The organism is Burkholderia sp. 28_3 (genome assembly GCF_003253915.1).
GTDB lineage: Bacteria > Pseudomonadota > Gammaproteobacteria > Burkholderiales > Burkholderiaceae > Burkholderia > Burkholderia cenocepacia.
In genome coordinates this window covers 19,449-37,604 of sequence record NZ_QKZF01000030.1, presented here as the reverse complement: position 1 = coordinate 37,604, position 18,156 = coordinate 19,449, and the positions used below count along the sequence as shown (strand labels likewise).

Genomic DNA, 18,156 nt, shown 5'->3' with positions numbered 1-18,156 from the left:
GACTCCTGGAGCTCCCGACCATGTCGCATCTCCTTACCTTGCATGATCCGGCAACGGCCCGAAAACACTATCTGACCGGAATCTGGCAAACCGACACGCTTTACTCGCTCGCGAGACGCCATGCAACCGAGCGAGGCACCGCTTTCGCCGTGAGAGACAGCACCAGGCGCCTGACCTGGAGCGCGCTCGTCGCATGGGCGGACGCCGTCGCCGCCGATCTCCATGACAGCGGACTGTGCAGCGGCGATCGCGTGTCCGTATGGCTCCCAAACCGCGTCGAAATGACGGTCATTCAACTGGCGTGCTCGCGCAATGGATACGTCTGCAACCCGTCGTTGCATCAGAACTATACGGTTGCCGAGATTCTGTCGATGCTCGGCCGCATCGAATGCCGGGCGTTGTTTGCCCAGCCCGGCTGGGGCGCGGATGCCGATCGGGCCGATGTATTCTCGGCCGCCAGCGCTTTGAGTCACGTCAAGCGCGTCTATGCGCTGCCTTCATTGCGTGCAGCCGATCCCGACACGCCGCCCGGAACCCACCCGTTCCCGATTCCGGGACACATGTCGCAAATTCCTCTTCCGCCGCCGAGCCAGAATCCCGATCAAGTCGTCTACCTGGCATTCACGAGCGGCACGACCGGCGCGCCGAAAGGCGTGATGCACAGCGACAACACGCTGCTCGCAAACGGGCGCGCATTGGTATCCGACTGGAAACAAACCAGCGACACCGTACTGCTCACTTTGAGTCCTCTGAGTCATCATGTCGGCACAGTGGCCTTCGAACAAGCGCTCGTCGCAGGCTGCGAGCTGGTCATTTACGATCCCACCGCCGCCATCGCGCCGCTCGATTGGATCGTATCCACCGAGGCCACCTACGTGATGGGTGTCCCCACGCACGCAATCGACCTGCTGCAGGAAATCGAGCGACGCGGCGTCACCCAGCTCGGCTCCGTCAAGGTTTTCTACATGGCCGGAAGCTTGATTCCGAGCGAAACCGCCCGCAAGCTCCTCGCGCTTGGCGCAACGCCGCAGAACGTGTACGGGATGACGGAAAACGGCTCGCATCAATACACCAGCCCCACCGATTTGATGGACGTCATTACCGCGACATGCGGAAAGGCATGTAACGGATACGAGGTGCGCCTCTGGCAACCCGACAACCCCGATCTGGAGGCCGTTCCCGGCGAAGTCGGCGAAATCGGCGGCCGCGGCGGCGTGCTGATGCTTGGCTACTTCGACAATCAGTCTGCCACCGAATCGTCCTTCAACAGCAGCGGCTGGTTCATGAGCGGCGACCTGGGGCGCTTCGATGGCGACGGCAACCTCGAAATCGTCGGGCGCAAAAAGGATCTGATCATACGCGGCGGCCACAACATTCATCCGTCGCACATCGAGGAGTTCGCTCATCGTCATCCTGCCGTCAAGAAAGCGGCGGCATTCGGTGTACCAGACGAGCGCCTCGGGGAAAAGGTGTGCCTTGCGATTATCGGCGACGGCGCGCCACCCGCCGCCGAAGAGTTGCTTGCGCATCTGGCCCGAGAAGGGCTATCGAAGTTCGACATGCCCGAGTACTTCGTCGTGCTGCCAGCGTTTCCGCTGACCGCCAGCGGCAAGATCCTGAAGCGCGAGTTGGTCCAGTGGGTACGAGACGGCCGTATCGCGCCCGCTCCTGTACGGTTTCGCGCCGCCTGACATATTTCCGATCCGCAATTCTGCATGTGTTGCGAGGGCTGAAAGTCGAACCGCGCGTCGATGGCCGCGTACGACTGTCGACTCGCTCTCCAACACCGCAATCGTTTCCCTGGAGTAGTCTTCATGACCCGTGATTGCATAGTCGTAACCGGCGCGAGCCGTGGCATTGGCGCCGGCATCGCGCTAGCGCTGGCCCAGCAGGGCCTCCATGTGGCGTGTCTGTCACGTTCGGGCGCGCTGCCGCCATTTTCCGACGTCAGTCCCGACGTGTCCGCGCGCTGGCTGCCGCGCACCGCGGACGTCATGCGTCCGGACGACCTCAAGACAGTACTGGGAGCGCTCGCCCAAGAAGGATGGCGTATCGTCGGCCTCGTCAATAACGCGGGATTGCACATCGACGCCCCGTCAGCGGAGCTTTCTCTCGATGAGTGGCATCAGGTGATGGACATGAACGCGACGTCTGTCATCGCTGCATGTCAGGCCGCCTACCCCCATCTCGTATCGGCAGGTAATGCGCTGATCGTCAATATCGGCTCCTTCTTCGACAAGCTCGGCGTCAAACGCAACCTCGCGTACTGTGCGAGCAAGGCAGCCGTCGGAGCCATCACCCGCTGTCTGGCCGTCGAGTGGGCCAGCAAGGGAATTCGCGTCATCAACATCGCGCCCGGTTACATTCACACTGACCTGAACGCCGACATGATCGCGTCAGGTTCCCTGTCTGCGTATCTCGAAAAGCGGATTCCGCGGGGTCGTCCCGGTAGTGCTGAGGAAATCGGCACGCTTGTGGCGACGCTGTTTGCGCATGGAACGACGTTCCTGACCGGGGAAACGATTTACGTTGACGGCGGGCAAGGAATCGCACACTGACGGTTCAGCAGTCGCGCAAGGTCGCGGTGGCGCGGCCTTGCCGAGCGGTACACGTGTCCCGCTGACGCACGACCCTTCTCGCCATGCGAGACACCCAGGATCGTGATCTGTTGTCCCCAAGTACATCACTGTCGAAATCAAAAACACGCTCGAACACGATGACACGGACGCACAACGCAATAGCGCGCCGCGCGCCGTCACGGCTGGCGCGCGACACATGACATCAGCCTGACACAGCGCTGTCTCACTGGCACGGACGTTGCGTTATCGATAACAGCTGCCACGTATGACCGAATCGTTCGGTGACGCCAGCAAATAAAAGAACGCATCAATTGGAGACTTCCGTGACGATCAGCCCTCCTTCGTAATCGCACGTCGACCCGCATCGACGCCTGGCGAGCATCCGCTGCCCGCACTCGATCATTCTCATCCGAACGCACCGTAACCGACAAGGCGTGCGTGACCTGCCACGCGTTGTCCTCGACCCGAAGGAGATGTTCGCAGAAGCACGTCAATTCAATTTCTCGCCATTCAGACATCGCGCTGCACACCCGCATTCAGCCTGCGCCTACCGATATATCGTCCGCATTCAGCGGACTTTCGAGCCCCTGCGGCCGAGTAGGCGCGACGGCCATGTCGGATAAATATCGGCTCAGCGGTGCCAATATTCATACAATACTTCGTATACCTAATCATGAACAAGACTTTCACACGGAAAATTCTTTGCGCTTCCCTCGCCGGCGCATTCGCAGCAGCAGCACATGCTCAAAGCAACATCACCCTCTACGGGGTCATCGACGAAGGCATCATGTTCCAGAACAACAACGAAGGTGGTCGGAGAGTCTTTCTTGATTCACTGAGCGGCATCTTTGGCAGCCGGTGGGGGATGATCGGCAGCGAGGACCTTGGCGGCGGGATGAAAGCGATCTTCACGATCGAATCCGGCGTCAACCTGAACAACGGCGCGTTCGGCCAAGGGGGCACCGCGTTTGGCCGTCAGGCTTTCGTCGGTCTGAGCAGCGACCGTCTCGGTACCATCACCCTCGGCCGCCAGTACGACATGATCTACTACTATCCTCTGCCGCTGACCGCAGCCAGCTTAATCGGCGGCCCTGCCGCGGTGCACCCGGGGGATATCGACAACGGCGCGAATACGGTGCGCGTCAACAATGCCATTCGCTACATGAGTCCGAATTTCAACGGCCTGAAGTTCGGCGGTGAATATAGTGTGGGCGGCGTTGCGGGGAATCTCACCGCCAACAGCGGGTATTCATTGGGAACGTCCTATCAATATGGCCCGCTGCAGATCGGCGCCGGTTTCGAATACTTCAAGAATCCGACCGCTGCGACCGCCGGATCCGGATTCTTCACCGATAACGTGAGCGGCGCCTCCCCACTGGCTCTTTCCCTCAACAAGGGGTACAAGAGCGCGCAAGCGTATCAAACGGCCCTGGTCGCCGCCAACTACAGAATCGGCGCATTGACGCTCGCGGCATCCTACTCGAACGTTCAATACGGGCAATTGGGCGCCGGGTTTGCGAGCGGCTCCGCGCGTTTCAACAACTTCGACGTGGGCGCGCAGTATCAATTCGCGCCGACCTTTTTCGCCGGCATCGCCTACGACTATCTGAACGGCCGAGCCGTGCATACGGCGACCGGCACGACAGTGGGTGGCCAACACTACAATCAAGTCGCCATTCTGGCGGACTACCTGTTTTCCAAACGAACCGATATTTACGGAACGGTGGGCTGGCAGCGCGCGTCCGGGACCTCGTCGGTGGGCACGCCCGCCGTTGCCGACATCGACAACCTTGGCGATTCTTCAAACAATCACCAGTTCCTGATCCGCGTATCGCTGCGGCATCGATTCTAATTACGCGCCGGATTACACGCGGCCGCCTCGAGACGAGGCGGCCGCGTGTGATTTTTCGAATATTCCCGCTTGTCGTCGCTTCCGTCAACGGAAGATTATTTTCCATTCGAGACTGGCCGACTGCCGCTACCCGTTCAGCTTTGCACGACTGCCAGCGACCCTCCTCCGAAGCGTTCCGACGTCCGAATCCCCCGCAAGCAGCGCTTTCTCTCTCTATGGCACCAAACTCCCAAAAATGTCCTTACCGAAATCAATCTCAATTTTTCGTGTACTCATCGACGACACAAATAAATTCCATCCACAAGCCTTCATCATCGAATAACAAATAAATGTTTTTGAAATAAAAACTACATTCCATTTTTTTCTTGACTACATCGTCACCCCTATATAACGTCGCAAACGTTACAACCGCAACATAAATATCGATTTAAAAAAATCCATTGGGAGACATTTCCTTGAAGAACTCGATACGGTATCTGGCCGTCGCCAGTGTGTCGCCGCTCGTCGTCGCGCTTGCGTCGTGCGGCTCCGACACCACCTCCGACTCGTCGACCGGCAATACGAATGTCGATTCCCGAGCCGCTGCATACGTCGCTCAAATGACTACGGAGGAGAAGATCCAGCTTGTACATGGAAACGGGATGCCTGGCGCCGGTCTCGGCGGCCCGTTCCCGTCATGGGCGAAAGGCGCGGGCTATATACCGGGAATCCCCAGGCTCGGTATTCCTCCGATCGCGAGCGCCGACTCTGCGGGCGGAGTGAACGTGGCCAATTCCGGCGCGACGGCGTTGCCCGCCCCCATCGCACTCGCGGCAACCTGGGATCCTCAGCTCGCGACCGCGTACGGCGCGCGCATCGCGACCGAGCTTCGTGCGCTCGGTTACGCCGAAGGTCTGGGCGGTGGCGTCAACCTCGCGCGCGAACCGCGTAATGGCCGAACATTCGAGTACATGGGGGAAGACCCGGTGCTCGCGGGAACGATGAGCGCCGCGCGCACTTCCGGCACGCAGTCAAAGAACGTGATCGCGACGATCAAGCACTTCGCAATGAACGGCCAGGAAACGAATCGGATGACGAGCAATTCCGTCGTTGACGAGCGCACAATGCGCGAAACCGAACTGCTGGCGTTCGAGATCGGCGTCAAGGAAGGCAAACCGGGCAACGTGATGTGCTCGTACAACCTCGTCAATGGAATCTATGCGTGCGAGAACCCGTACTTGTTGACCACCGTCCTGAAGAATGAGTGGGGCTTCCAGGGTATGGTGCAGTCCGATTGGACCGGCACGCACAGCACGGTCGCAGCGGCAATGGCCGGCCTCGACGAAGAGCAACCCGGTGATGCGGGCGCCGATTGGAACAAGGTCCCAGGGTTCACGATCATTTCGTACTTCAGCACGAAGCTGAAGGCCGCGATCGCGGCGGGCACCGTTCCGATGTCGCGGCTGAACGATATGGTCTTGCGCAAGGTTCGAACGCTTATCGCGACTGGCGTGATGGACAATCCACCCAGCCCCGGCGGTACGATCGATCAAGCGGCCGGCAATGCCGATGCGCTGTCGATTGCGCGTCAGTCATTCGTGTTGCTGAAAAACGGCACGCCGCCCGGTGGCAATCAACCAGTCCTTCCACTCCTCGGATCCGCACTTTCCTCGATCGTCGTGATCGGAGGACACGCGAACATTGGGGTCATTTCGGGTGGCGGCTCGGGCGCGGTGCCCGCAGTGAACGGCAATGCGATAACCAGCTGTCAATCGACCAGCTTCTTCCCACCCGATTGCGCGATCTGGTACGAATCGTCACCGCTCGCCGCAATCAAGGCAAAAGCACCAAATGCCACCATGACCTATCTCGATGGCGCGGACGCGACCGCTGCCGCCAACGCGGCTGCGCAGGCCGACGTGGCAATCGTTTTCGCGACGCAGTTCGAAACGGAGGGACGCGACCTCCCGACTCTCGCACTGCCCGATGCGAATGCCGATCCATTCAATCAGCACTACGATCAGAACGCGCTGATCACTGCAGTCGCGTCGAAAGCGAAGCGCGTCATAGTCGTGCTCGAAAACGGCAGTCCCGTCCTGATGCCATGGCTGGCGAGCGTACATGGCGTACTCGAGACCTGGTACCCGGGCGTGGAAGGTGGCCAGGCTATTGCCGACGTGCTGTTTGGCGATGCAAATCCGTCAGGCAAGCTGCCGATCACGTTTGCGCAGCAAGATTCGGATCTCCCGCAGCCGTCGATCGATCCGAGCAACCTGAACGTCAATTATGGCGAAGGCCTTCTCGTTGGCTACCACTGGTACGACGCAAAAAATATCCAGCCGTTGTTCCCATTCGGGTTCGGATTGTCGTACACGACGTTCGCCTACTCCGGGATGACTGCTCAGCGCGACGGTTCGGACAACGTGACCGTCACGCTGACCATCACGAACACCGGTGCGCGCGTAGGCGCTGAAGTCGCGCAAATCTATGCGTCGCTGCCGGCCGGCCTCAACGAACCGCCACAACGCCTCGTCGGATGGAACAAGGTGATGCTGCAGCCTGGCCAATCTCGGCAGATCAGCGTCACCATTCCCGCTCGACGGTTCGCGACGTGGAATGCCGACGCGCATGCATGGCAGGTCAACCCGGGACGTTACACACTGACCGCTGCCGGATCGTCCCACGACCCGAACGCCCAGCAGCAGGCGCTCGACCTGACCGCAACGCAACCGCTATAACGGCGACTGACCGTGTGCCCGAGGGTATCGCCATGCTCGCTCTCGGGCACACGGTTACGGTATCGACCGGATGGTGCGCGAGCCGTGGAGCGCGTCAGCCCATCGCGTTCGCGAGGATGACGGTGCAATGGGACGACAGTATCCCCCCTTCGTTATGCACCAGCGCGACTTCCGCACCCTCCACCTGGCGCGGCCCGAGACCTCCCCTCAATTGGCGCACCGCCTCGACGATCCCGAAAAGACCGCCCGCCGCGCCTGCGTGGGCGTGGGAGAGCATGCCACCGTGAGTGTTGATCGGCAGCTTGCCACCGATGCGCGCATGTCCGTCGGCAAAGAAGGCACCGCCCTCACCACGCTTGCACAGGCCGAGTTCTTCCATTTCGATGATCGGGACGATCGTGAAGCAGTCGTACAATTGAGCCACATCGATATCACCGGGACCCAGGGCCGCCATTTCGTATGCGAGGCGCCCCGATTCCGTGGCACCGAACTCGGTCAGACTCGGCGCGCACATCAGGTGCTCGTGAGTGTGATATTCACCGATCCCTTGCAGATAGATTGGCGTGGCTTTCAAATCGGCCGCGCGCTCCGCCGACGTGACGATGAACGCTCCGCCGGCATCCGATATCAGACAGCAATCGAGCATGCCAAGCGGGTCCGCAATCGGCTTGGCTGTCAGAACCTGCTCGATCGTCAACGGCGTCTTCATATGTGCGTTCGGATGCAGCAGCGCATGCTCGCGGGTGTTGACCGCAACGTGTGCCAATTGCTCGCGGGTGGTGCCCAACTCATGCATGTACCGCTGCGCGATCATCGCGTAGAAGCCGGGAATGGACGCGCCGTACGGTTGCTCGAAATACGGATGCCCCACCGCCATCAACGATGCGACTGCCGCGTCGCGCGTGAGACCTGTTGCGCGATTCTCCCCGGCGCAGATCAGGATGGTTTCAGCCTGCCCTGAGGCGATCGCTTCGGCCGCATGCTTGAGCATCACGGCAGGACTGGCCCCGCCCGTCACGAGCGACGCATTGAATCGAGGCTTGACTCCCAGATATTCGCAAAGCACCGAACCCAGCATGAAGTATGGCTCGGTAAAGGAATAGGCAGTCAGTACGCCGTCAATGTCCGACACCTTGAGACCCGCGTCATCCAACGCGCGCTTTGCGGCCTGAGCGTTCAGACCCAAGCCCGTCATACTGGGCACCCGCCCGATTTCGGATTCACCCACACCGACGATGGCTACTTTGTTCTTCAGCGATTCAGCTTTCTTCATATCGTCGATCTCAAGCGTTGACACGATGGAATTGCGGAAGCATCGCGCCACCGCCACGATCCTCGAACGTGACGCCGACCCGATCGCCGATTCGTACGGATAACGCCTCATCGCCGACGATATTGGTCAGCATTCGGGGGCCCTCGTCGAGATCGATCAGTGCCACGACATACGGCGCGTGCGCACCGAACGAGGCAAGCGGCGCACGCCAAATGATCGTGAAGCTATGCACGTGACCAGCCCCACTGCTCTCAACCCATTCGATCTGGTCGGACCAACAACTCGGGCACAGATACCGAGGCATGAAGTGAGTCGTGCCACAAGCTTTGCATTTTCGAATCAGCAGGCGTCGCTCTCGCGCTGCGTCCCAGTATGGCTGCGAATCGGCATTCGCAACCGGAATGGGTAGTGGGGTTGCTTCCATAGTCAGTCTCCCTCTTGTTTCGTCCTCAACCGGCGCAGTCAAACGCGCGCTATCTTCTGCAATACCGCCTTGCTTACCATGTACGCGTCGAGCGATTCCGCGCCACCTTCGCGCCCGACGCCGCTGTCCTTGACGCCCCCGAACGGCATGTCTGCGCCCGGAACGCCGAAATGGTTGATCGACAACACGCCGCACTCCAGCTCACGTGTAAAGCGCTCGGCATCATCGATCGAGTTCGTGAACGCGTATGCAGCCAAGCCGACCGACAGGCTGTTCGCGATGGCCAGACCGTCACACATGTTCTTCACGGAAACGCATGTCCCGAGTGGACCAAATGGTTCGGCACGCATCGCCTTTGTGTGCACAGGCGCGTCAGCGAGTACTGTCGGCGCGTAAAAGTAGCCGCGTTCGCCAATGCGATGTCCGCCGGCCGCTACGCGCGCCCCCGCGGCCCGGGCGTCGGCCACAAGCGATTCCATCGCTGCCAGCCGGCGCGCATTGATCACCGGTCCCATCTGCACATCCGGCTCGAATCCATCGCCGACGCGAATTTCATTGGCCGCATGTGCGAATGCGTCCACGAAGTCGGCGTACACGCGCTCATGCACGATGAAGCGTGACGGCGATGCACAGATCTGGCCGGCCATGCGCATCTTCGCCGCCACCGCGAGACGCGCGATCCTGGCGACGTCGACGCCGTCGCAGACGAGAACCGGCGCATGCCCGCCCAGCTCCATCAGCACCGGCTTCATCGCGGCGCCGGCAAGCTGGGAAAGATGCATGCCGACCTGCACTGAACCGGTCAGCGTAATCATCCGGATCGCCGGCGACGCGATCAGGTCCGCCGAAATTTCCGCCGGATCGCCGAACACGAGGTTGAGTACGCCGGACGGCAAACCCGCATCGACGAAGCATTGAACGAATGCGCATGCGGCGCCTGGCGTTTCTTCGGCCGCCTTGATAACAATGGAGCAGCCCGCCGCCAACGCCCCGCTGATCTTCCGTGACGGAGAGCTGATCGGCACGTTCCACGGCGTGAATGCCGCCACCGGACCAATGGGCTGCTTGATGACCATCCGCAGCATGCCCGGCTCGGAAGGCGCGACGACTCCATACGAACGATGCAGTTGTGCCGCATCCCACTCGAGGAACGTGCGGGCGCGCTCGACTTCCGCTCGGGCGTCTGCGACGGGTTTGCCCTGCTCCAGCGTAATGATCGACGCGATCGCATCGACGCGTTCACGTAGCAAACCGGCGACGCGAAGCAACAACGCCGCGCGCTCGTCGGGTGCCGTATCCCGCCAGGTCCTGAACGCGCGGTACGCTGCGCCCGATGCACGTTCGAGATCCTCCCGCGTCGCGCGCGGGACCGGACCCAGCACACTTTCATCGCCGGGATTTTCGACTGCGTGACAAGCGGCACGATCATAAATCCAGTCACCGTCGATATACAGCCCGATGCGAGGATATGCTCGACGAGCCATTGTGCGATCCACGTTCGACCTGAGGTCCGACATCTCACCTTCCTTCGTATGGTCTGCCACTGTTCAGTGGCGTGCGCTGCCACCCCGTGTTGCCGAGTGCTCCCGAGCCGGGTGCTCCAGGAGTGCGTCAGGTCGCGCTCGATGCAGATTCACTGTCTCCGGTCGGTCGCCGGCGATAAAGCAACGTCACTTCCATCTGCTGTACGACCGTCCCGTCGTGTCGCACGAAGCGACGATTCATCTTGACGGTCCCTCGGTCCGGTTTGCTGGATTCCTTGCGCTCGACAACCGTCATTTCCGCATGCAGCGTGTCGCCATGCTTGACGGGCGCAAGCATGCGCCACTGGTCGACCTGAAGCAGCGCGAGCAACGTGCCGTCATTGACGCCGCTCGCATATTGCAGCCCCCCCATGATCCCGTAGATCAACGGACCATGCGCGATCGGCTCGCCGAACGGCGTCGTCTTGCAGTACTCCCAATTCGTGTGGACTTCGTTGAAATCGCCGGTCAGGCAGGCGAAATTCACGATGTCGGTCGACGTGATCGTGCGAGCCGGTGTTTGAATGACCTTGCCTATTTCGAAATCCTCCCAGTACAACCCTCGCCTGGTCGACATTGCCGATCTCCTTTGTGTGAATGAGTATCGCTGGCAATCAAGCAATCATCGTGCCTTCCCGATATCGTCAAAGGGCACGCGGGTCCGGCGCGGCCGGCGGCACACCATGTCGCGACGGGCAACACTGTGTCGCCGTCGCCGACACGCGGCACGCCACCCGCAAATGGATAGCTGCGCGCCGCGCCGTCCGAAGTGAAGAAGCGCTTGTGGCACGACGATTGCTGAAGCTGCGGGTGACAAGCCCGGTCCAGCCATGCGGGCCGTTATCGTTCACTTCCGGGAGAATTCTCCGTGCCTTTATCCGAGCCGAGCGGCCGTCGCGAACTCCATCACCGCGTGATCGATATGCGCACGTATGCGCGCGATGATGGTCTCTACGATGTCGAAGCACATCTCGTCGATACCAAACCGTTCGATTTCCAGCATTCGGGCCGAGCGGATCCGCTGCCGGCTGGCGCGCCGCTGCATGACCTCCGGGTCCGCGTCACCGTCGACGATCAATACGTGATTCATCGCATAGAGGCAGCATCGGACGCGACGCCGTTCGCGTTGTGCAAGGAAGCCGAAACGACTTTGAACGTGCTCGTCGGGCAGCGTATCGGCAAGGGGTGGTCGTCCGTCGTCAAAGACAACCTGCGGGGACCGGCGAGCTGCACGCATCTGAGGGAAGTACTGATTCCGCTCGCGACGACCATGATGCAGGGGGTTCGCGGGGTGACCGGCGCGCCGAGCCAGTTCGTCGACGCGAACGGCAAACCGACCATCCTGAACAGTTGCTATGCGTATGCGGATCATCGCGATGTCGTAAAGCAGCGGTGGCCTCAGCACTTCCGATCGACGACGCGGTCCACCGCCGACTGATGCATACCGTGGTCCCGCCGGAGACCGCGCCGACCGTCCCTCACGTCCCCTTCATCAGCACCGTAACCATCATGGGCTGCACTCCGCATCTGCCACAACGCAACCGCACGACAAGCGGCACGCATGACCGCAGGCTGACAATCACGCTCTGGCTGGTCGCGGCCGGGTTCTTCATGCAGACGCTCGATACCACGATCGTCAATACGGCACTACCGGGGATGGCGCGCAGCCTCGGCGAAGCGCCACTCCATATGCAATCGGTGGTCGTCGCCTACTCGCTCACGATGGCGCTGATGATTCCGGTTTCCGGATTTCTGGCTGATCGACTCGGCACGCGCCGGGTATTTCTTTCCGCCATCGTCGTCTTCACGCTCGGATCGCTGTTATGCGCGAATGCGCAAGCGCTTGGGCAACTGGTCCTGTTCCGTGTCGTGCAGGGTATAGGTGGGGCGATGCTGTTGCCGATCGGTCGGCTCGCCGTTATTCGATCGTTTCCGCCCGAGCGCTACCTGCCGGCCCTCACGTTCGTTGCGATTCCTGGCCTGGTCGGACCGCTGATTGGTCCGATGCTCGGAGGCTGGCTCACCGAATCCGCATCATGGCACTGGGTATTTCTGATCAACGTGCCGATCGGCGCGCTCGGGTGCGCGGCGACGGCGATCTACATGCCCGGAGAACCGTTGCCTGGGTCCGCTCGATTCGACTTCCTCGGTTATCTGATGCTCGCGATCCCGATGCTGTCGATCACGCTTGCGCTCGACGGAATTGCGGAATTCGGGCTGACCCGTCGCGCAGTGATCGGCCTCGTCGCGCTGACATTCGCCGGCATCGTCATGTACTGCGTCCATGCGACCCGCGTCCCGGACCCTCTGTTTTCGCTGAAATTGTTTGACATCCGCACGTTCAGGATCGGTTTGCTGGGCAATCTGCTCACGAGACTTGGCGGTGGAGCCATGCCGTATCTGCTGCCGTTGCTGCTCCAGGTAAGCCTCGGCTACTCTCCTTTTCACGCCGGCATGATGATGCTACCCGTTGCGGCCGCCGGAATGGCGGTGAGGCCTCTGGCCGTTCGTTTGATCACGGCTTGCGGCTATCGCACGGTTCTACTGGTCAATACGCTCGCAATCGGTTTGACGATCTCGAGCTTCGCGTTGATATCGCCGCCGCAGCCGCCGTGGCTCCAGGTCACGCAGTTTGCGTTGTTCGGCGCCGTCAATGCGTTGCAGTTCACCGCGATGAATGCGATCACGCTGAGGGACCTCGGAACGGCAGGCGCGAGCAGCGGCAACAGTCTCTTCTCTCTCGCGCAGATGCTATCGATGAGTCTCGGCGTGACGATTGCCGGTACGTTGCTCGACCAGTTCATGGAGACGTTTGGCCGCCACACGCATTCCCAGACGCTGACGGCCTTTCACGCGACGTTTGCGTGCATCGGCATCATCACCGCGTCGTCGGCACTGGTCTTCGCACGGTTGACGCCTGAAGCAGGTGTGATGACCGTTCGCAGCAGCCCTGCCAAGGAGGGGTGACCGAACACGAAGATTTGGAGCGCCCCCCCGGATCGCGCGGCCTTTGACAAAAAAGGGGGCTCGTGGCCCCCGAAAGTGAAACGGGACATCGCCGTCGTTGCTTAGCCGTCGCGTCCGACACCGCCGCCGCCCGCGTCGAGCGCCGGGGCGTCACCGATTGAAGCGTCGCCGCGAAACGCGTCGGCAATCGGCACAGGCAGCGCGTCGATGACCTGCCCGCCCGGCATCCGGACTTTGCGATCGAACAGTCGTCGGCCGGTGAAATGCGGATCCGTGACCGCCTGCTCGAGTGGGACAACACGCACGGTACATGTGTCGGTCCCCGCGAAACGTTCGAGCCATGTCTCGGCAGTCTGGCCGGCGATCAGCTCCGCCACCCGCTGTGTGACGCCAGGTTCGTCACCATTCTTCGTCGCCAGTTCCGACGCGCCAATCACTTCGGTGAAGTTTTTCCAGAATTTCTCTTCCAGCGGTGCGGCGGCAAGATACTGGCCGTCGAGCGTTCTGTAAATCTGATACCGTGCGGTGCCGCCCGTCACCAGCTCGCCACCCGGCGTGGGCCAACCGTTGCCCGTCGTGCCGTTGCCCAGCGCCCAATACATGAACGTGAACAGGTTGTCGGCCATCGAGATGTCCAGCCGGCAGCCCTTTCCGGTCGCGTCACGCTGCTTCAGCGCCAGCAGGATATTGATGACCGCGGGGTACGCACCGCCGCCGATGTCGGCAATCAATGCCGGCGGCAACACAGGCGCACCGTCCGGACCACAGGACAGCGCAAGCATCCCGGTTTCCGCGAGATAGTTGAGGTCATGAGCAGCGACGCCTGCCTTCGGTCCGCTTTGGCCGTAGCCGGTGATCGAGCAGTAGACGACGCGCGGATTTCGCTCCGCCACTTCCTGGTAACCGAGACCGAGACGCGCCATGACGCCCGGTCGAAACTGCTCGACCAGCACATCCGCATCGTCGATCAGTGCGAGGACCGCGTCTCGACCGGCGGGGCTCTTCAGATCGAGCGCCACCGACCGCTTGCCGCGGTTCAGCATACCGAAGTTGACGCTGTCGGTCCCCGCCTTCGGCACGTACGAACGCATTTCGTCGCCGCCGGCGGGCCTTTCGACCTTGACGACGTCCGCCCCCGCTTCGGCCAGCAGCAACGTGCATAGCGGGCCGGGCAACAGCGTGCTCAAATCGACGACCTTGACACCCTGCAGAGGCTGATTCATCGCTCGCCGCCTTCCATTCGCCGATATGCGACCTGGGCCCGCCGTGCGGGCGCATATGCACTGTCGCCCAGTGCTTCATAAAGCGCCTGCGTCACACGATAGTGATGACTCAGACCGGTACGCTCGAGCAGCGCGATCGGCCCCTCCGGATACCCGAGCCCGAGACGCAGCGTCGTGTCGAGATCGGACGCGGTGGCCAGCTTCTCGTCGAGACGGCGCAGCGCAGCGTTGTAATACGGCCGCACGAGCCGATCGACGATTCGGCCCGGAAAGTCGCCGCAAACAGCGACGACGAAGCCGGCGTCCTCGAACACCTGCTTCGCCTGCGCGAGCGCCGATTCGTCGGTTTGAGCCGGCTTGACGAGCTCGATCAGCCGGCTCGGCTCGGCATCGCCCAGTCGAAAGCGCGCGAAGCCGAACACGTTCGGTGCTGCGTTGCCGCGCTGATCGGCCGACGCAGAATCACCGGTATGAACCGCGAGGCACTCGTGACCCAGCTCCACCAGAACGAAAGGCGCATCTGCGGGGTTCCAGCCGCCCCCTATGTCGCGCACGAATGCCGTCCCGGCCCTCGAGTCGATGTAAACGCGCGCCGCCGCGTCATCGCGCGCCGCTTCGACGAATGCGTGGCCGCCCTGAAATGAACGGCTCTCGCCGTTCTGGATAATGCGATAGCTCATCGTCATGCTCCGAACATCTTCGTGTCGTTGTACGTGTGGAAGCCTTGCCCCGTCTTCTTGCCGAGGCGGCCCGCCGCGATCATCCGTCTGACGAGCGGCGGACATGCGGCGCGCGCTTCGTGCGTGAGCCCGTACATCGCTTCGCAAAGCAGGCGCTGCGTATCCAGGCCGACCAGGTCGAGCAACTCGAGCGGGCCCATCGGATAGCCGAGCGCGGTCTTGATTGCCTTGTCGATGTCGGCCGGCTCCGCCACGCCCTGCTCGACGAGCCGGATCGCGTCGTTGTTGAACGGTATCAGGAAGTAGTTGAGGATGAAGCCGGGCGTGTCCTGAGTCCGGACCGGACGCTGACCCAGCGCTTCCGCAAACGCCCATGCGCGCTCGAACGACTCGTCACTCGTGTTCAGCCCGGGCGACATTTCGATCAGTTTCATCAGTTGGGCCGGCAAGCAGAAATGCATGCCCACGAAGCGATCGGGCCGGCCCGATCCGCCCGCGATCTCGGTGATCGAGATCGTCGATGTATTCGATGCGAACAGCGTATGTGCCGGGCACACCTTGTCCAGCGCACTGAATAGCTGATGCTTGACGGCCAGATCCTCGAACACGGCCTCGATCACGACGTCGCAATCGGCGAGGTCGTCGAGTTTCGTCGTCCCGTGCCAGCGAGACATGATCTCCGGCACCGCGTCGGCGGGAAGCTTGCCGCGCTCCGCCGACTTCCTTAGAAAGCCTTCGGTCTGGCCGCGTGCGCGCTCCAGCGCCTCCTGCCGCGCGTCATACACGCGCGTCACGAAGCCCGCCCGGGCCGCGACGATCGCGATACCCGTGCCCATCGTTCCGCCACCCGCGATTCCGACTGTCTTGATTTGCGCCATGCGCGTCTCCTATTTGAGAATGAAGCTGCGGCCGATCAGCTGACGGTGAACCTGATTGGTTCCCTCCCAGATCTGCGTGATCTTCGCGTCGCGCATCAGCCGTTCGACGCGATAATCCGAGCAATATCCGTAGCCGCCGAGCAGTTGGACTGCATCCGTCGTGATACGCATCGCTGCATCCGATGCACGCATCTTCAGCATCGATGCTTCGATCCCGAAATCCGTTTCGCCGGCGTCGATCATCCCGGCAACCTGCCAAAGCCACGATTCACACAGCGCGAGTTCCGACGCGAGGTCCGCCAGCATGAATTGAACGCCCTGGAACTCGATCACTTTGCGGCCGGATTGCTTGCGCTCGTTGATATACGCGGCGGCATCCTCGAATGCACCGCGCGCAATACCGAGCGCGTGCGCAGCCACGCTGGGCCGGGATCGGTTCAACGAACCCAGCAGAATTCGCAATCCGTCTCCGGGTTCTCCAATCAGATTCGCCCGGGGTACACGGCAGTTGTCGAACGACAGCGTCGCCGTCCCCGACGCGCGCGTGCCCATCTTGTCTTCCAGGCCGATCACGCTGAGGCCAGGCGTCCCCTTCTCGAGAATCAGCACCGAGATCGCGCGCTTCGGATCGTCGATGCCGTCCCACTTGCCGAACAGCAGATACAGGTCCGCAACATCCCCGTTTGTAATGAACGTCTTGCCGCCATTGATCACGATCTCGCCGCCATCCTCGCGGAACGTCGTCCGCATGCCGGTCGCGTCGGAGCCGGCACCCGGCTCGGTAATCGCCAACGATGCGAGCGCGCCGCCCGCAACTGCCGGCAGAAAGCGCTGCTTTTGCGCTTCGCTGCCATACTCGATCAGCGGCTTGATCGCGTGGAAATTCGTTGCCCAGATAATGCCGGTCGCTGCACACGCCTTCGCGATCTCGCGCACGCAGAGCGCATAGCATGTGAACGACAACTGCGCACCGCCGTACGCTTCCGGGATGAACATGGCATTCAGGCCCAGTTCATTGATCGCGTCGATGTTCTGCTGCGGAAACGTCCCGGTACGGTCGTACTCGGCCGCGTGAGGCGCAATCCGATCTCGAGCGAGCGCGCGCACGCTGTCCACGATCATGCGCTCGTCGTCGCTCAGGCGAATGTGAGAATCGATTCTCTCCAGTATGTTCATTCCATGTTCCGATTCGATTGATAACCATCGACGCACCGATATCGGCGACGGCAGTCCACCAGCCGTGGGCGCGCCCTCGTTCATATCCGCGTCAAGCGTCCTTGAATACCGGTGAGCGCTTTTCGATGAAGGCGCGCATGCCTTCGGCCGCGTCTTGCGTGCGGTATGCGAGCGTCGACAAATCCGCTTCGATACGCAGCCCTTCGCCGAGATCGACGTCAGCGGCACGGCACACGGCTTCGCGCGCCAACAGCGACGCACACGTGCTGAAGCCGATATAGCGCTGCGCATACTCGGCCCCGAGCGCCCGCGGATCGCCGTCCTCGACGATGCAGTTCACGAGACCGATACGCTCCGCCTCCTCTGCACCGACGGTTCTCCCGGACATGACGATGTCGAGCGCCCGCGCGTGGCCCACGAGGCGAGGGAGGCGTTGCGTGCCGCCGTAACCGGGAATCAGGCCGAGTTTGATTTCCGGCAAGCCGACCTTCGCCTTTGCCGTGGCAATGCGGAACGTACACGCCATTGCAAGCTCCAGACCACCGCCGAACGCATAGCCATGAATGACGGCGATCGACGGAATGCGCAAACGGTCGAGCTTCGCGAACGTCGCCTGGCCGAACAATGCGCCGTCCCGCTCCGCGACAAGATCCCGGCCCATCAATTCGCGAATGTCCGCGCCCGCGCAAAATGCCTTGTCGCCGTGGCCGGTGATCACCAGCGCGCGCGCATCCGACGCGGACACTCGATCGAGCGCATCGGAAAATTCCTGCAGGACTTCGAAACTCAGTGCGTTGAGTGCCTCCGGCCGGTTCAGCGTGATATACGCAATCGGACCTTCGACACTGGTTTGAATCGGCATGC

At 61.6% G+C, this 18,156-nt stretch carries 15 protein-coding genes; 6 read left to right on the top strand and 9 right to left on the bottom strand.

The features are described from left to right. The first annotated feature begins 20 nt into the window (after positions 1–20). From DFS13_RS35610 to DFS13_RS35595, 4 genes are all read left to right on the top strand, one after another. The gene (locus DFS13_RS35610) at positions 21–1,691 is read left to right on the top strand and encodes a class I adenylate-forming enzyme family protein (protein WP_059623714.1); all 1,671 of its coding nucleotides are present in this window, start codon (positions 21–23) and stop codon (positions 1,689–1,691) included. Between the two features lie 123 nt (positions 1,692–1,814). Continuing rightward, positions 1,815–2,558 (top strand): SDR family NAD(P)-dependent oxidoreductase, encoded by a 744-nt coding sequence (locus DFS13_RS35605; RefSeq protein ID WP_059623713.1) that lies wholly within the window; start codon positions 1,815–1,817, stop codon positions 2,556–2,558. Positions 2,559–3,252: 694 nt separating this feature from the next. Beyond that, entirely contained in the window at positions 3,253–4,431 is a 1,179-nt protein-coding gene (locus tag DFS13_RS35600) for a porin (RefSeq protein WP_059623711.1), read from the top strand. Positions 4,432–4,886: 455 nt separating this feature from the next. Next, complete coding sequence (locus tag DFS13_RS35595; RefSeq protein WP_059623709.1) at positions 4,887–7,148, top strand: glycoside hydrolase family 3 protein; 2,262 nt, start codon at positions 4,887–4,889, stop codon at positions 7,146–7,148. 94 nt (positions 7,149–7,242) lie between these two features. Here DFS13_RS35595 and DFS13_RS35590 read toward each other — a convergent pair whose 3' ends face one another. The 4 genes from DFS13_RS35590 to DFS13_RS35575 form a co-directional block, all read right to left on the bottom strand. Then, positions 7,243–8,421 (bottom strand): hypothetical protein, encoded by a 1,179-nt coding sequence (locus DFS13_RS35590; RefSeq protein WP_059623707.1) that lies wholly within the window; start codon positions 8,419–8,421, stop codon positions 7,243–7,245. A 10-nt stretch (positions 8,422–8,431) separates the two neighbouring features. Continuing rightward, entirely contained in the window at positions 8,432–8,845 is a 414-nt protein-coding gene (locus DFS13_RS35585) for a Zn-ribbon domain-containing OB-fold protein (protein WP_111442760.1), read from the bottom strand. 38 nt (positions 8,846–8,883) lie between these two features. Next, entirely contained in the window at positions 8,884–10,362 is a 1,479-nt protein-coding gene (locus DFS13_RS35580; protein WP_059623703.1) for an NAD-dependent succinate-semialdehyde dehydrogenase, read from the bottom strand. A gap of 94 nt (positions 10,363–10,456) precedes the next feature. Continuing rightward, on the bottom strand, positions 10,457–10,945 hold the full coding sequence (locus tag DFS13_RS35575) for a MaoC/PaaZ C-terminal domain-containing protein (RefSeq protein ID WP_059623701.1): 489 nt from the start codon (positions 10,943–10,945) through the stop codon (positions 10,457–10,459). 291 nt (positions 10,946–11,236) lie between these two features. Between DFS13_RS35575 and DFS13_RS35570 the strand changes: the two genes are divergently transcribed. After that, positions 11,237–11,806: a DUF2889 domain-containing protein gene (locus DFS13_RS35570; protein ID WP_124455153.1), complete on the top strand. Its 570-nt coding sequence runs from the start codon at positions 11,237–11,239 to the stop codon at positions 11,804–11,806. A 71-nt stretch (positions 11,807–11,877) separates the two neighbouring features. Next, entirely contained in the window at positions 11,878–13,335 is a 1,458-nt protein-coding gene (gene mdtD, locus DFS13_RS35565) for a multidrug transporter subunit MdtD (protein ID WP_111442768.1), read from the top strand. A 101-nt stretch (positions 13,336–13,436) separates the two neighbouring features. On the opposite strand, the gene DFS13_RS35560 is transcribed toward mdtD, so the two are convergent. The 5 genes from DFS13_RS35560 to DFS13_RS35540 all read right to left on the bottom strand — a co-directional run bounded on the left by DFS13_RS35560 (position 13,437) and on the right by DFS13_RS35540 (position 18,154). Continuing rightward, positions 13,437–14,558: a CaiB/BaiF CoA-transferase family protein gene (locus DFS13_RS35560; protein ID WP_059623698.1), complete on the bottom strand. Its 1,122-nt coding sequence runs from the start codon at positions 14,556–14,558 to the stop codon at positions 13,437–13,439. Then, positions 14,555–15,244, bottom strand: a complete 690-nt coding sequence (locus DFS13_RS35555) for a 3-hydroxyacyl-CoA dehydrogenase family protein (RefSeq protein WP_241308694.1) — start codon at positions 15,242–15,244, stop codon at positions 14,555–14,557. The genes DFS13_RS35560 and DFS13_RS35555 overlap by 4 nt, the downstream gene beginning before the upstream one ends. After that, positions 15,241–16,116 carry a 3-hydroxyacyl-CoA dehydrogenase family protein gene (locus DFS13_RS35550; RefSeq protein ID WP_059623696.1) on the bottom strand — a complete coding sequence of 292 codons (876 nt, stop codon included), beginning with the start codon at positions 16,114–16,116 and terminating at the stop codon, positions 15,241–15,243. Before DFS13_RS35550 ends, DFS13_RS35555 begins: the two co-directional genes overlap by 4 nt. 9 nt (positions 16,117–16,125) lie before the next feature. After that, positions 16,126–17,292: an acyl-CoA dehydrogenase family protein gene (locus DFS13_RS35545; RefSeq protein WP_059623694.1), complete on the bottom strand. Its 1,167-nt coding sequence runs from the start codon at positions 17,290–17,292 to the stop codon at positions 16,126–16,128. 91 nt (positions 17,293–17,383) lie between these two features. Next, a complete protein-coding gene (locus DFS13_RS35540; protein ID WP_111442758.1) occupies positions 17,384–18,154 on the bottom strand; it encodes an enoyl-CoA hydratase/isomerase family protein in 771 nt (256 codons plus the stop codon). Between the last annotated feature and the right edge of the window lie 2 nt (positions 18,155–18,156).